Consider the following 15,015-nt stretch of genomic DNA (forward strand, 5'->3'; position numbering starts at 1 on the left):
GCTTCGGCCGCCTCGCGCCTACCGTTGGTCCCGTAGTCCAGATCACCCCCAACGCCGAAGGGCCGGAACCCACATGACCTCCACCCACGCCTTCTGGCTCGCCGGCCGCCAGGCCACCGGCGAGGAAACCTTCGACGTCACCTCCCCCTGGGACGGGCGGCTCGTGGGCAAGGTGAGCGTGCCGACGGACGCGCAGGTCGAGGAGGCCGTGGCCGCCGCGCACGCCGTGCTGGACGAGTTCGCCGCCACTCCCGCCCACGTCCGGGCCGCCGCGCTCGACCACGTCAGCAAGCGCCTGGCCGAGCGCACCGAGGAGATCGCGCAGCTGATCTCCGCCGAGAACGGCAAGCCGCTGAAGTGGGCGCGCGGCGAGGTCGGCCGGGCCGTGTCCGTGTTCCGTTTCGCGGCCGAGGAGGCCCGGCGGTTCAACGGCGGCGAGGCCCAGCGGCTCGACACCGACCTCGGCGGCCAGGGCCGGCTCGCCCTCACCCGCCGCTTCCCGAAGGGCGTCGTGCTCGGCATCGCGCCCTTCAACTTCCCGCTGAACCTCTGCGCCCACAAGATCGCCCCGGCCATCGCGGCCGGCGCCCCGATCATCCTGAAGCCGGCCCCGGCGACCCCGCTGTCCGGCCTGATCATCGGCGACCTGCTGGCCGAGACCGAGCTGCCGTCCGGTTCCTGGAGCATCCTGCCGGTCGCCAACGACAAGATGCCCGCCCTCGTGCAGGACGAGCGCCTGCCCGTCATCTCCTTCACGGGCTCCGAGAAGGTCGGCTACGCGATCATGGACTCGGTGCCGCGCAAGCACTGCACCCTGGAGCTCGGCGGCAACGGCGCGGCCGTCGTCCTCGCCGACTGGGCGAGCGAGGCGGACCTGGAATGGGCGGCGAACCGCATCGCCACCTTCTCCAACTACCAGGGCGGCCAGTCCTGCATCTCCGTGCAGCGGGTCATCGCCGACGCCGCGGTGTACGACCGGCTGCTGCCGCGCATCGTCGCCGCCGTCGAGGCCCAGGTCACCGGCGACCCGGGTGACGACAAGACGGACGTCGGCCCGCTGGTCGACGAGAACGCCGCGAAGCGCGTCGAGACGTGGGTGCAGGAGGCCGTGGACGCCGGTGCGCAGCTGCTGACCGGCGGCAAGCGCGACGGAGCCTCCTACGCGCCGACCGTCCTGGCCGAGGTCCCGGCCGACGTGACGATCTCCTGCGAGGAGGTCTTCGGGCCGGTCCTCACCGTGCAGAAGGCGGACGGCGAGGCCGCGGCCTTCGCCGCCGTCAACGGCTCCAAGTACGGCCTCCAGGCGGGCGTGTTCACCCACGACCTGCAGACCGCCTTCCGCGCCCACCGGGCCCTGGAGGTCGGCGGAGTGGTCATCGGCGACGTGCCGTCCTACCGCGCCGACCAGATGCCGTACGGCGGCGTCAAGCAGTCCGGCGTGGGCCGCGAGGGCGTGCGGTTCGCCATGGAGGACTACACCTACGAGCGGGTGCTGGTCCTCACCGGCATCGACCTCTAGCTCAGCCTCCGGCAGGCCTGGCTTATGGAAACCATTTTCATATAGGTTGGGCGAAGGGGCCCGGCACCGATGCCTTCCGGTGCCGGGCTCCTTCTGTGTGCCGGCCCGCTCCGGACCCTCAACCGGAGAAGCCGACGTGCGCGAGCCGCAACGGGCCGCGCAGCCTGAGGTGCACGTCGTGGACGCCCGCGGCGGCGACGGGCGCGCGGAGCGAGACGTAGTCGTACGGTCCCGAGGTCGGTGCGGCGGGCGACAGCGCCGCGAGGGCCGGGCCGCCGTCGAGGGAGAGCTCCACCGTGCCCGAGCCGGCCACCTCCACCGTCACCTCACCGATGCCACGCCCGAAGTCGCACGCCCGGTAGACCAGTTCGGCCGTCTCCGTGCCGCCCGGTGTGACGGCGTCGCCCGAGACCTTCGTCCGGTCGACGATCTCGATGCCGCTCTGCTCGTCGAACCCGGCCGCCGCCAGGCCCTTTGCGAGGACCGTGCGCGGCAGGGTCGGTTCCCCGTCGAGCGTGATGGTCGTCCGCAGCCTGACGTCCTCACTGGATGCCCCGGCCAGCAGCTCGTACGCGCCCGGCTCCACGCGCCACCGGTCCTGGGCGACGTCCCAGAACGCGAAGGCGGCCAGCGGGACGTCGAAGTCGAGCTCGGCCGTCGCCCCGGGGGTGAGGGTGAGGCGGCGGTGGTCCAGCAGTGCGCGGCGCGGACGCGGCACGGACGCCTCGACGGCCCGGGTGTAGAGCTGGGCCACCTCGCCGGCCGTGACGTCGCCGGTGTTGGTGACGGAGAACGAGACCCGCACCGTCTCGCCGTCGACCCGGGCCGTCAGGCCGCCGTACGCGAACGACGTGTACGACAGGCCGTGCCCGAAGGGGAACAGGGGCGTCCCCTCGAAGTACAGATACGTCTGGCGGGAGCCGATCACGTCGTAGTCGAGCAGGCCCGGCAGGTCGGCGTCGCCGGCGTACCAGGTCTGCGGCAGACGCCCGGCGGGGGAGACGTCACCGGCCAGGACGCGGGCCAGGGCGGTGCCGGCCGCCTGGCCGCCGTGCGCGGTCCACAGCACGGCGGGCAGCTCGGCCGGGTCGACGGCGTACGGGTAGGCGGAGACCAGTGCCAGCACGGTCGCCGGGTTCGCGGCCCGGGCCGCCCGCAGCAGCCGCTGCTGGTGTCCCGGCAGGCACAGGGTCGTACGGTCCTCGGTCTCGCGGCCGTTGATGTGCGGGTCGTTGCCCGCGACCACCACGACCACGTCGGCCGCCGCCGCGGCCCGCGCCACCGCCTCCTCGCCGCGCTCGGCGACGACCAGCTCGAAGACCTCGGGCTCCGCGTCGGCAACCTTCACGCCCTCGGCGGAGACACACACGTGGCGACCCGTCCCCGGGTGCTTCAGGAGGTGTCCGTCCCCGTGCGGTTCCAGGCGGAACGTCTCCTGCACGATCCAGCCGCCCGGCTGGTCGGCGGAGGCGCGCAGGCAGCCGTCCTCAGCCACCGAGAGATAGCGGCCGTCGGGGGCGCGCAGGGTCAGCACCCCCTCGCCCCAGTCGACCAGCGCCAGCTCGGTGCCCTCCGGGTCGGTGGTGAGCGGGGGCAGGTCGGTGCGGCCGGCCAGCAGCGCCGGGTCGAGCGCGCCCTCGGCGCCGCGCACCTCGTCGGCGGCGTCCTCCACCACCGGCACCTGCAGGAACGCGCCCGCGGAGGTCTTCAGCCGGACCCGGTCCACCCCCTCCGCGAACTCCACCCGCTGCGCGCCGAACCGCTCGTACAGGCCCTCCAGCGGGGTCGAGCGGTGGATGAGCGTGCCGCTGTACCAGTCGAGCTTGCACTCGTCGGCGAGCAGGCCGACCACCGCGATCCGGGTGTCCGGGGCGAGCGGCAGCACCCCGTCGTTCTTGAGCAGCACGATCGCCTGCTCGGCCGCCTCCTGGGCGAGGGCACGGTGCGCGGGGGTGTCGAACTCGCCGGTGGCACCGTGCGGGTCGTGCTCCGGGTCGAACTCGCCGAGCCGGAAACGCACCGAGAGCTGGCGGCGGACGGCCGTGTCCAGATCGGCCTCGGTCAGCAGGCCGCGCTCCAGGGCGCCGCGCAGCCGCCCCGTCATCTGCGAGGAGTCCGTGCCGTGGTCGGTGAAGCTGTCGACACCCGCGACGAGGGAGGCGGCGGTGGCCTCCTCGTGGGTGTCGAAGTAGTGCTCGGCGTCGACGAGGTTGGTCGGCGCCCCCGCGTCCGAGCAGACCAGCAGGTCCTCGTCGGTCCAGGTCCGCAGGTGTTCGGCCAGGTAAGGGGAGACGTGGTTGGGGCGGCCGTTGACCAGGTTGTACGCCGGCATCACCCCGGCCACCGCGCCCGCCTCGACGGTCTCGCGGAACGCCCGCAGGTCGTACTCGTGCAGCACGCGCGGGCGCACCGAGCTCGATGTGGCGGCGCGGTCCGTCTCGTTGTTGTGGGCCAGCCAGTGCTTCAGCACGGGCGCGGTGCGCCAGTAGGTGGGGTGGTCCCCGCGCAGGCCGTGCGTGTAGGCCGTGGCGATCGCCGAGGTGAGCTTCGGGTCCTCCGAGTAGCCCTCCTCGTTGCGGCCCCACAGGGGGTGGCGCAGCAGGTTGACCGTCGGGGCCCAGACGTTCAGGCCGACCCGGTCGTCCTTGGCGCGCATCGCGCGGACCTCCTTGGACACCGCGTCGCCGACGCGCCGCACCAGCTCCGGGTTCCAGGTCGCACCCAGGCCGACAGCCTGGGGGAACACCGTCGCCGGGCCCATCCACGCCACGCCGTGCAGCGCCTCCTGACCGGTGCGGAAGGCGGCGACGCCGAGCCGGTCGACGGCGGGTGCGAACTGGTGCAGGAAGGAGATCTTCTCGTCGACGGTGAGCCGCCCCAGCAGATCGTCGACGCGCTTCGCGAACGGCAGCTGCGGATCACTGAACGGTGCGGTGGGTGGCGTGTGTGCGGTCACGTGGGGATCCCCTTGCGATGGATCGGCGAGGCGCTTTCGAAGCGCTTCGATGCTGGTCGGCGACGACTCGGGTGTCAAGAGACGGGCGCCGTCACTTCAGGCCGGGCATGAGGAATGTTCCCTTCTGATGCTTGCGAGGAAGTTTGGGAACGACCCTTGTGCACCCATGGGTGTTCACTTAACCTCACAGCAACATCGAAGCGCTTCGACTGCAGAGGCCCCTCTGGTCGAGTTCCGCTTCTGCTCAGCCAGTTCCACTCGAGACACCACAGCCGACGGCCTACCGCCGGGTGTCCTGGTGCGCCATGAAGGGTTGACGCAATGACGCCGAACGCCGCCTCCTCCGGACCGAGCCGGAGAAGTTTCCTCGCCTCCACGGCGGTCGCCACCGCGGCCGTGGCCGGCGGGATGCCGCTGCTCACCGCCTGCGGCGGGTCGGAGGGTGGGTCGCGGGACGGCACCACGTCGGGCAAGGACGCCCAGAAGATCCTGCCGGCGTACGTGGCCAGCAACGTGGTGAAGCCCGACATCCCGTCCAAGAACGGCTCCGCACTCGGGTTCACCCGCAAGCTCGACCTCGCCGGCCTGAAGACCTCGGTGTCGAAGAAGCTCGGCAAGGGCGGCAAGGTCACCGTCATGTCGCCGTTCTGGGGCTCGCCGCCGAAGCAGAACAACGCCTACTACAGGGCGATGAACGACCTGATCGGCGTCGACGTCTTCTGGCAGAACCAGGACGGCAACACCTACGACCAGAAGCTCGGCGCGGTCCTCGCCTCCAGCGACGTCCCGGACGTCGTGGTGGTCCCCGGCTGGAACATGGGCGGCAAGATACCCAGCGCCATCATCAGCAAGTTCGCCGACCTCGGCCCCTACCTCTCCGGGGACAAGGTCAAGGAGTACCCGAACCTCGCGGCGATCCCGACGGACGCCTGGCGGCGCTCGATCTTCGGCGGCAAGCTGCGCGGCCTGCCCATGCCGGCGCCGTCCGCCCCCTCCATGGTGCCCCTGTACCGGCAGGACATCTTCGAGAAGGAGGGCTACCAAGTCCCCAAGTCCTGCGACGAGTTCATGACCCTGGCCAAGGAGATCACCAACGCCAGGGCCAAGCGCTGGGCCTGCCTGGACATGAAGTGGACCGCCTTCCAGGCCTTCGGTGTGCTCTCGGGCAGCGAGAAGCCACTCGGCTGGAACCTCGTCGACGGCAAGCTCGTCAACCGCATCGAGACCGAGGAGTACCTCGAGGCGCTGGAGTGGTCCCGCAAGCTCTTCGCCGCCGGGGTCGTCCACCCCGACTCCATGATGGGCAAGAACGCCCCCGACCCGGGCCCCAAGTTCGCGGCGGGCGAGTTCCTGATCTACCCCAACAACATCTCCCAGTGGTGGGGCCGCACCGCCGAACAGGCCACGCAGAACCCGGACTTCAAGATCTGGGGCATGGACATCTGGGGGCATGACGGCGGCGACCCCACTCTGTGGGCCGATCAGCCCGCCGGCATCTTCGCCTTCGTCAACAAGAAGGCCTCCGAGTCGGTCATCCGCGACGTGCTGGCCGTCGCCAACGTCACCGCGGCGCCGTACGGCACCAAGGAGTACATGATGACCAACTACGGCGTCGAAGGCACCCACTACACCGTCAAGGACGGCGTCCCCGTCAAGACCGACAAGGGCAACATCGAGGTGATGAACGCCTACGTCATGGTCGCGAGCCCCGCCGCGACCCTCGCCCACCCCGACTTCCCCGAGGTCGCCAAGGGCCAGGTCGAGTGGGAGCAGCGGATGGGCGCCTTCGCCAAGAAGTCCTCCTTCTGGGGCATGCAGATCACCGAGCCCGCCCGGTACACGAACCTCTCCAACGACGCCGAGCAGCTGGAGGACGACATCGTCCGCGGCCGCAAGAAGATCAGCGACATGCAGCAGTTCGTCTCCGACTGGAAGAGCAAGGGCGGCGACAAACTGCGCGACTGGTACCAGAAGATCCTCGACGAGAACGGCAGCGCGGCCAACTGATCCGGGGTTCGAGGCAAGGAGAAGCCCGTGTCCCACAGCACGGTGCCTCGCAGCAGTGCCGAGGCGACAACGAAGATTCCGCGCCCCGGGCATCCGGTGGTCTCCGACGGTGCCACCGGCTCCGCGGGCAAGCGCCCGACGGGCAAGCTGAGCCTCAGGGTCAGGTTCAGACGCGACCGGCTGCTGCTCCTGATGACCCTGCCGGCCCTGGGTCTGATCCTGCTCTTCAACTACATACCGATCCTCGGCAACGTCATCGCGTTCCAGGAGTACGACCCGTACATCAGTGACAACGGCGCCATCTCCATGCTCAACAGCCCCTTCGTGGGCCTGGAGAACTTCCAGCGGATCTTCGAGGACTCGGCCTTCTGGAACGCCGTCGAGAACACCCTGGTGCTGTTCATCCTCCAGATCGTGCTGTTCTTCCCCATCCCGATCCTGCTCGCGCTGCTCATCAACAGCGTGATCCGGCCCCGGGTGCGGGCGGTCGCGCAGGCCGTGCTCTACCTGCCGCACTTCTTCTCCTGGGTGCTGGTCATCGCCGTCTTCCAGCAGCTGTTCGGCGGCGCCGGAATCCTCTCCCAGCTGCTGCGACAGAACGGGTACGACGGCCTCGACATCATGACCAACCCCGGCACCTTCCCGCTGCTGATCACCGCGGAGAGCATCTGGAAGGACGTCGGCTGGGGAATCATCGTCTTCCTCGCCGCGCTCGCCTCGGTGAGCCCCGACCTCTACGAGGCCGCGGCCATGGACGGCGCGAGCCGCTGGCGCCGGATGTGGCACGTCACCCTCCCCGCGCTGCGCCCGGTGATCGCTCTGCTGCTGGTGCTGCGCGTCGGTGACGCCCTCACCGTCGGCTTCGAACAGATCCTGCTGCAGCGCGACGCCGTCGGGCCCGGGGCGGGGGAGGTGCTCGACACCTTCGTGTGGTGGAACGGCGTGCGCAACCAGGACTTCAGCTACGCGGCCGCGGCCGGTCTGATCAAGGGTGTCGTCAGTCTCGGACTGGTCCTCGTCGCGAACAAGGTGGCCCATCTCATGGGCGAGCAGGGGGTGTACAAGAAGTGACCGCCGTCATCGACAAACGCGTGAGCAAGCCGGGCCGGTGGCAGGCCCCGCCCCGGCCGGCCTGGGAGGAGGAGCCGTCCAGGGCCGGCCTCGCGGGCAAGGGCCTCGCACTGTCGCTGGCCTGCCTCGCGATCCTCTTCCCGCTGTGGATCGTCGTCGTGACGAGCCTGTCGTCACGGAAGACCATCGACGAGGCCGGCGGGCTGGTGATGGTGCCCAAGGGGATCACCTTCGTCGCGTACCGGGAACTGCTGAGCGGCGGCCAGGTCACCCGCGCCACGGTCATCAGCCTTCTCGTGACACTGTTCGGCACGCTGTTCTCGATGACCGTGTCCGTCCTGTGCGCCTACGGGCTGTCCCGGACGGGGTCACTGGGGCACCGCTGGATCCTGATGACGCTGCTGGCGACGATGTTCTTCAGCGCCGGGCTCATCCCGACGTACCTGCTGGTGCAGACCCTCGGCCTGACGGACACCTATCTGGCGCTCATCCTGCCCAGTGCGGTGAGCGTGTTCAACATCCTCGTGCTGCGCGGGTTCTTCATGGGGATATCGCAGGAACTCGTCGACAGCGCACGCATCGACGGCGCCGGTGACTTCAGGATCCTGTGGCAGATCGTCGTGCCGTTGTCCCGGGCCGTGATCGCGGTGATCACGCTCTTCTACGCCGTCGGGTACTGGAGTGCCTGGTTCAACGCGTCGCTGTACCTGAACGACCAGGACATGATGCCGCTGCAGAACGTCATGATCCAGCTGGTGCAGAAGCAGGAGGCCCCGGTGGGGCTGGGGCAGGCCATCAAGACGGGTCAGCTGTCGGGGCTGGCGGTGCAGATGGCCGTGATGGTGATGGCTCTGTTGCCCGTCGCCGTGCTGTCCCCCTTCGTCCAGAAGCACTTCAAGAAGGGCATGCTCACCGGGGCCGTCAAGGGCTGATCGACGCCCACCCGGTGGGGTGCTCCTGTCGTCCGGCGGCTGCGGGCAGCGTCGTGGCCGGTCGCGAAGTTCCCCGCGCCCCTTCAGGGCGATTCCCTCCCCCTTCTTACAGAACGACGAGGTGTGTGTCATGCGTGCGTCCAGCCTCTCCAGACGTGCCGTTCTCGCCGGGACCGCGGTCGCCGCCGCCGCCGTCTCCCTGCCGCTGACCCAGGGGCGGGCCCGGGCCGCCGCCACCCCCGCCCCGAGCGGCTACCGCTGGCGCAACGTCGTCCAGGGAGGCACGGGATTCATCACCGGCGTGCTGTTCCACCCCTCCGTCGAGGGACTCGCCTATCTCCGCACCGACATCGGAGGCGCCTACCGCTGGGACGACCGGGCCGACCGGTGGATCCCGCTGACCGACCACATCGGCTGGGACGACTGGAACCTGCTCGGCGTGGAGGCCATGGCCGTCGACCCGGCGCACCCGAACCGGGTCTACCTCGCCCTCGGCACGTACACCCAGCCCTGGGCCGGCAACGGGGCCGTGCTGCGGTCCGAGGACCGGGGGACGACCTGGCAGCGCACCGACCTCACCGTGAAGCTCGGGGCCAACGAGGACGGCCGCGGCTGCGGTGAACGGCTGCTCGTCGACCCGCGGGACAGCGACACCCTGTGGCTGGGCACCCGGCACGACGGACTGCTCAAGTCGACCGACCGGGGAGCCAGTTGGCAGGCGGTGAACTTCCCGGCCGCCCCGAGCGCCACCGGCCAGGGCATCACCCTCCTGGTCGCCGCCGGCCGCAGCGTCTACGCCGGCTGGGGCGACTCCGACGGCACCGCCGAAAAGCCCAGTCTGTACCGCACGTCCGACGGCACCACCTGGCAGGCCGTCCCCGGGCAGCCCACCGGCACCGCCGCCAAGGTGCCCATCCGGGCCGCGTACGACCGGCACACCCGCGAGCTGTACGTGGCCTACGGCGACGCCCCCGGCCCCAACGGCCAGTCCGACGGCAGCGTGCACAAGCTGCGGACGACGGACGGGAAGTGGACCGAGGTCACCCCGGCGAAGCCCGGCGGGCCCACGGGCGACGGCGGGACCGACACCTTCGCCTACGGCGGCATCGCCGTGGACGCCCGGCGCCCGGGCACCGTCGTCGTCGCCACCAACAACCGCTGGTCGCTGGTGGACACCGTGTACCGGACCACCGACGGCGGCCGCACCTGGACGTCCCTCAAGGACAAGGCCGTCCTCGACGTCTCCGAGACGCCGTACCTCACCTTCGGCGCCGACAAGCCCAAGTTCGGCTGGTGGATCCAGGCCGTCGGGCTCGATCCGTTCGACTCCCGGCACGTCGTGTACGGCACCGGCGCCACCCTCTACGGCACCCGTGACCTCAGGCACTGGGCCCCGCAGATCCGCGGCGTGGAGGAGGCGTCCGCACGGCATCTGATCTCGCCCCCGGCCGGCAAGGCGCATCTGCTCAGCGGCTGCGGGGACGTCGGTGTGATGTACCACGAGCGGCTCACCGCGTCGCCCTCGCGCGGCATGGCCTCGAACCCGGTGTTCGGCTCGGCGACGGGCCTGTCGATGGCCGCGGCCAGACCGTCGTACGTGGTCCGGTCCGGCTATGGGGACCACGGAAACGGCGCCTTCTCCCGCGACGGCGGCAGGACCTGGGCCCCCTTCGCGACCCAGCCCGCCGTCGCCAAGTCCGCGCCCGGCCCGATCGCCACCAACGCCGACGGCAGCGTGCTGCTGTGGTCCTTCGGCACGGCCGGCCCGGGTCACCGCTCCGCGGACAACGGCGCCACCTGGTCCGAGCTCGGCTCCTTCCCCAAGGGCGCGGTGCCCGTCGCGGACCCCGTCGACCCGGCCCGCTTCTACGCCTTCGACACCACCACCGGCACGCTCTTCGCCAGCACCGACAGCGGCCGGACCTTCACCGCCCGGGCCACCGGCCTGACCTCCGGGGACAGCGAGTTCCAGCTGGTCGCGGCGCCGGGGCGATCCGGCGACCTGTGGCTGAGCCTGAAGTGGAACGGGCTGTACCGCTCGACCGACGGCGGCGCGACCTTCACCAAGGTGAGCAGCTGCTGGGCCTCGTACACGCTCGGGTTCGGCAAGGCCGCCGAGGGCGCCTCCCACCCGGCGATCTACATGGTCGGCTCCACCGAGAGCATCACCGCCGTGTACCGCTCCGACGACGAGGCGAAGACCTGGACGCGGATCAACGACGACCGGCACCAGTGGGGCTGGACCGGTGCCGCCATCACCGGGGACCCGCGGGTCTACGGCCGCGTGTACATCGCCACCAACGGACGCGGCGTGCAGTACGGGGAACCCGTCCGATGAGCGAGGCGAAGCGGCCCGGGCTGGGCGACGCCACCCGGCGCCGGCTCCTCTTCGGCGGTGACTACAACCCGGAGCAGTGGCCCGAGGAGACCTGGCACGAGGACGTCCGGCTGATGAAGGACGCCGGCGTCAACTCCGTCACCCTCGGGGTGTTCTCCTGGTCGACGCTCGAACCGGAGCCGGGGGCACGCGAGTTCGGCCTGCTGGACACGGTGATGGACCTGATGCACGACAGCGGCATCGGCGTCGTCCTGGCCACCCCCACCTCCTCGCCCCCGCCCTGGATGGGCCGGCTGCACCCCGACACCCTGCCCGTCACCGAGGACGGCCGCACCGAGTGGTGGGGCGGCCGCCAGCACTTCTCGCACTCCAGCGCCACCTACCGGCGCTACGCCGCCGCCATCACCGAGGACCTGGCCGCCCGCTACGCCGGCCACCCGGCCCTCACCATGTGGCACATCAACAACGAGTACTGCACCTACGACCACGGCGACGAGGCGGCCGCCGCCTTCCGACGGTGGCTGCGCGAGAAGTACCGCACGCTCGACGCCCTCAACACCGCCTGGGGCACCGCCTTCTGGAGCCAGGGCTACGACACCTGGGACGGCGTCCTGCCGCCCCGGCTGCCCCACTACATGCGCAACCCCGGCCAGGTCCTGGACTTCCGCCGGTTCACCTCCGACATGCTCCTGGAGTGTTACACCGCCGAGCGGGACATCGTCCGGCGGCACACCCCGCACCTGCCGGTCACCAGCAACTTCATGCCGCTGTGGTTCGGGCAGGACGCGTGGCGCTGGGCCGAGGAGGAGGACGTCGTGTCCGTCGACCTCTACCCCGACCCGCGTGATCCGCTCGGCGCACAGCACGGCGCCCTCGTCCAGGACATGACCCGCTCCCAGGCCCGCGGGCCGTGGGTGCTGATGGAGCAGGCGGCCGGGCCGGTCAACTGGCGGGGCGTGAACCACCCCAAGCCACGCGGCCTGAACCGGCTGTGGTCCCTCCAGGCCGTGGCCCGGGGCGCCGACGCCGTCTGCTACTTCCAGTGGCGGCAGTCCCGGCAGGGCGCGGAGAAGTTCCACTCCGGCATGGTCAGCCACGCGGGGGAGCAGGGCCGGACGTACCAGGAGGTCAAGCAGCTCGGCGCCGACCTGGAACGCATCGCCCCCGAGGTGACCGGCCGGCACCTCACCGCGAGCGTCGCCGTCCTGCACGACTGGCACTCCTGGTGGGCCGGCGCCCAGGAGGGCCGTCTCTCCAGCGAGGTGGACTACCCGGACGTGTTGCGCGCCTGGCACCGGGCCCTGTGGCAGGCACACCTCACCACCGACTTCGCCCACCCCGAGCACGACCTGACGCGGTACCCGCTGGTCGTCGTACCGCAGTTGTACGCCCTCACGGACACCGCGATCGACAACCTCCTCGCCTACGTACGGCAGGGCGGCACCCTCGTCTGCGGCTTCCTGACCGGTGTCGCCGACCAGGACGACCGGGTGCGCCCGGGCGGCATGGACGCCCGGCTGCGCGACCTGTTCGGCATCCGCACGCTGCACGAGTGGTGGCCGCTGGACGCGGGGGAGACCGTGGCCTGCGAGGGCTTCCGGGGCACGCTGTGGTCCGAGGAGATCGAACCCGCCGACCCCGACGACACCACCTGCTACAAGGGCGGCGAACTCGACGGCATGCCCGCCGTCCTGCGCAAGGGCCGTGCCTGGTACGTCTCCACGCTCCCGGAGCCCGGGGCGCTGCGCGACCTGCTGGCCTCGATCGCCGCCGGCGCGGGCGTCCGGCCGGTGCTCGACGGCCTGCCCGAGCAGGTCGAGGCCGTACGCCGGGGCGAGGTCCTGTTCCTGCTCAACCACGGCCGCGAGCCGGTGACCGTGGAGGTGCCAGGCACCCACCACGACCTGCTGACCGCAACGGACGTCACCGACCGGGTCACCCTCGGCCGCCACGGGGTGGCGGTGCTGCGGCCATGACCACCTCCGCGCCCGTCCACGGCACCTGGGAGCCGCGACCGGCCGCCCGCTGGGAGGACGGCTTCCTCAGCGGCAACGGCCGGCACGGCGCCCTGGTGTTCGGCCCTGCGCACGCCGAGCGGGTCGTCGTCACGCATCACACCCTGGTGCGGCCCGGCGGCCGGGACCCCCGGCCCCCGCAGCTCGCCGACAGCCTGCCCGGGCTGCAGGACCGCCTCCTGGCGGGCGACACGACCGCTGCCGAGGACTTCACGGACGGCCGCCCCCTCCAGTGGGTGCAGCCCTTCCACCCCGCCTTCCAGGTCCGGCTGGCCGGGCCCCCGGACGGCGGCCACGACTACCGCCGGGACGTCGACTTCACCACCGGAGTGGTGAGCGCGACCTGCGCCGGCCGGGCGAGCCGCGTCTTCGTCTCCCGCGCCGACGACGTGATCGTCCAGCACGTCGCCGGACCCGGCCTCACACTCGACATCGACCTCGACCCCCGGCTGCCCGGTGCCCCGGCCCGACTGGGCATCGGCCACGGAGCGGTCCTCACCCCCGAGGGCGCCCTGCTCAGCCTGCGCGCCCGCTACCCGGACAGCGACCGGGCCTGCACCGGCGTCACCCAGATCGTCGTCACCGGGGGCACGACCACCCTCGTGCCCCCGGGCGTGCACATCGAGGGCGCCCGGTCCGTGCTGCTCCTCACCCGGGTGCACCGGCACACCGGCGAGCTCGACGTGGTTGCCGAGGGCCGTGCCCTGCGCGACCTGCCCGCCGACCACGACGAGCTCCTCGAACGTCACGCCGCCCTGCACCGCACCGCCTACGAGCGCGTCACCCTCGACCTCGCGGCCGACCCCGCCGACCGCGCCCTGCCGGGCTCGGAGCTGCTCGAGCGGCCGCACAGCACCGCCCTGCCGGAGCGCCTGTTCGCCGCCGGGCGCTACCACCTGCTCTCCGCGAGCGGCCTGTTCCCGCCCCGGCTGACCGGACTGTGGACCGGCGACTGGAACACCGCCTGGTCGGGGGCGTTCACCAACGACGCCAACCTCAACCTCCAGACCGCCTCGTCCGCCGCCGCAGCCCTCCCCGAAGTCACCGAGGCCCACGCGAACCTGATCCACCGGCTGCTCCCCGACTGGCGCGACAACGCCCGCGTGATCTTCGGCGCCCGGGGCGTCGTCGCCCCCGCCCACACCGACGGCGAGTCCGGCCACTCCTACCACTTCAGCCGCGAGTACCCCCTCCACCTGTGGACCGCAGGCGCCGACTGGCTGCTCAAGCCGCTCGTCGACCACGACGAGACCCACGGCACCCGCGACCCCCGCACCGCCGCCGCCCTCGCCGAAGTCGCCCTGTTCTACGAGGACTTCCTCACCAGGACGGACGAGAACGGCCACCTCGTCGTCGTCCCGTCCTACTCACCCGAGAACCGGCCCGCGGGCGCCGGCTGGGGCACGATCAACGCCGCCATGGACCTCTCCGCGGCCCGCCACGCCCTGCGCACGGCCGCCGCCTACCGCCCGGGCCCCGACGCCGACCGGTGGAACGCCCTCGCCGACCGGCTCCCGCCGCACCGGATCAACGAGGACGGAGCCCTGGCCGAATGGGCGTGGCCCGGCCTCACGGACTCCTACGACCACCGCCACCTCAGCCACCTCTACGGCGTCTGGCCGCTCGACGAGATCACCCCCTACGACACCCCCGAACTGGCCGACGCCGCACACCGGGCCCTCGAACTGCGCGGCGCCGAGAACGACTCCGCGCACGGCCATCTGCACCACGCCCTGATCGCGGCCCGGCTCAGGGACGCGGACCGTGTCGCCCACGCCCTCGGCAAGGTCCTGGACGGCGACTTCTTCCACGCCTCCCTGATGAGCGCGCACTACCCCGGCCGCGACGTCTACAACGCCGACGCCGCGCACACCCTGCCCGCCGTGCTGATCGAGATGCTCGTCCAGTCGACCCCCGACCGGCTGGTCCTGCTGCCCGCGCTGCCGGCGGTGTATCCCGAGGGCGCCCTGCGCGGGGTGCGCACCCGCTTCGGGGCCGAGCTCGACCTCACCTGGACGAAGGACGGCGCCAGTGCCGTCATCAGACCCGGCCGCACCCACCGCGTCGAACTGCGGACTTCCTCCGGCGCGCAATCCCTCCACCTGGTCGCCGGAGAAGACCACGTCCTCACCCTGAGGACGTGGTAGTTCCCCCCACCCCCCCACCCATGGAAGGGA

At 71.5% G+C, this 15,015-nt stretch carries 8 protein-coding genes; 7 read left to right on the top strand and 1 reads right to left on the bottom strand.

The genetic code is table 11. The features are described from left to right. The first annotated feature begins 73 nt into the window (after positions 1 to 73). Positions 74 to 1,519 (top strand): aldehyde dehydrogenase family protein, encoded by a 1,446-nt coding sequence (locus tag AB0B29_RS35875; protein WP_362246612.1) that lies wholly within the window; start codon positions 74 to 76, stop codon positions 1,517 to 1,519. 118 nt (positions 1,520 to 1,637) lie between these two features. Here AB0B29_RS35875 and AB0B29_RS35880 read toward each other — a convergent pair whose 3' ends face one another. Beyond that, on the bottom strand, positions 1,638 to 4,475 hold the full coding sequence (locus AB0B29_RS35880; RefSeq protein WP_362246614.1) for a glycoside hydrolase family 3 C-terminal domain-containing protein: 2,838 nt from the start codon (positions 4,473 to 4,475) through the stop codon (positions 1,638 to 1,640). Positions 4,476 to 4,796: 321 nt separating this feature from the next. Between AB0B29_RS35880 and AB0B29_RS35885 the strand changes: the two genes are divergently transcribed. From AB0B29_RS35885 to AB0B29_RS35910, 6 genes are all read left to right on the top strand, one after another. Further along, complete coding sequence (locus AB0B29_RS35885; protein ID WP_362246616.1) at positions 4,797 to 6,482, top strand: extracellular solute-binding protein; 1,686 nt, start codon at positions 4,797 to 4,799, stop codon at positions 6,480 to 6,482. Between the two features lie 27 nt (positions 6,483 to 6,509). Beyond that, positions 6,510 to 7,553, top strand: a complete 1,044-nt coding sequence (locus tag AB0B29_RS35890; RefSeq protein ID WP_362246617.1) for an ABC transporter permease — start codon at positions 6,510 to 6,512, stop codon at positions 7,551 to 7,553. Continuing rightward, a complete protein-coding gene (locus AB0B29_RS35895; RefSeq protein WP_362246619.1) occupies positions 7,550 to 8,485 on the top strand; it encodes a carbohydrate ABC transporter permease in 936 nt (311 codons plus the stop codon). Before AB0B29_RS35890 ends, AB0B29_RS35895 begins: the two co-directional genes overlap by 4 nt. 130 nt (positions 8,486 to 8,615) lie before the next feature. Further along, on the top strand, positions 8,616 to 10,823 hold the full coding sequence (locus tag AB0B29_RS35900) for a WD40/YVTN/BNR-like repeat-containing protein (RefSeq protein WP_362246620.1): 2,208 nt from the start codon (positions 8,616 to 8,618) through the stop codon (positions 10,821 to 10,823). Next, positions 10,820 to 12,799: a beta-galactosidase gene (locus tag AB0B29_RS35905; RefSeq protein WP_362246622.1), complete on the top strand. Its 1,980-nt coding sequence runs from the start codon at positions 10,820 to 10,822 to the stop codon at positions 12,797 to 12,799. The genes AB0B29_RS35900 and AB0B29_RS35905 overlap by 4 nt, the downstream gene beginning before the upstream one ends. Continuing rightward, positions 12,796 to 14,985 (top strand): glycosyl hydrolase family 95 catalytic domain-containing protein, encoded by a 2,190-nt coding sequence (locus tag AB0B29_RS35910; protein WP_362246624.1) that lies wholly within the window; start codon positions 12,796 to 12,798, stop codon positions 14,983 to 14,985. Before AB0B29_RS35905 ends, AB0B29_RS35910 begins: the two co-directional genes overlap by 4 nt. Positions 14,986 to 15,015: the final 30 nt, after the last annotated feature.

Origin of the sequence: Streptomyces tibetensis, assembly GCF_040647715.1 — a bacterium.
GTDB lineage: Bacteria > Actinomycetota > Actinomycetes > Streptomycetales > Streptomycetaceae > Streptomyces > Streptomyces tibetensis_A.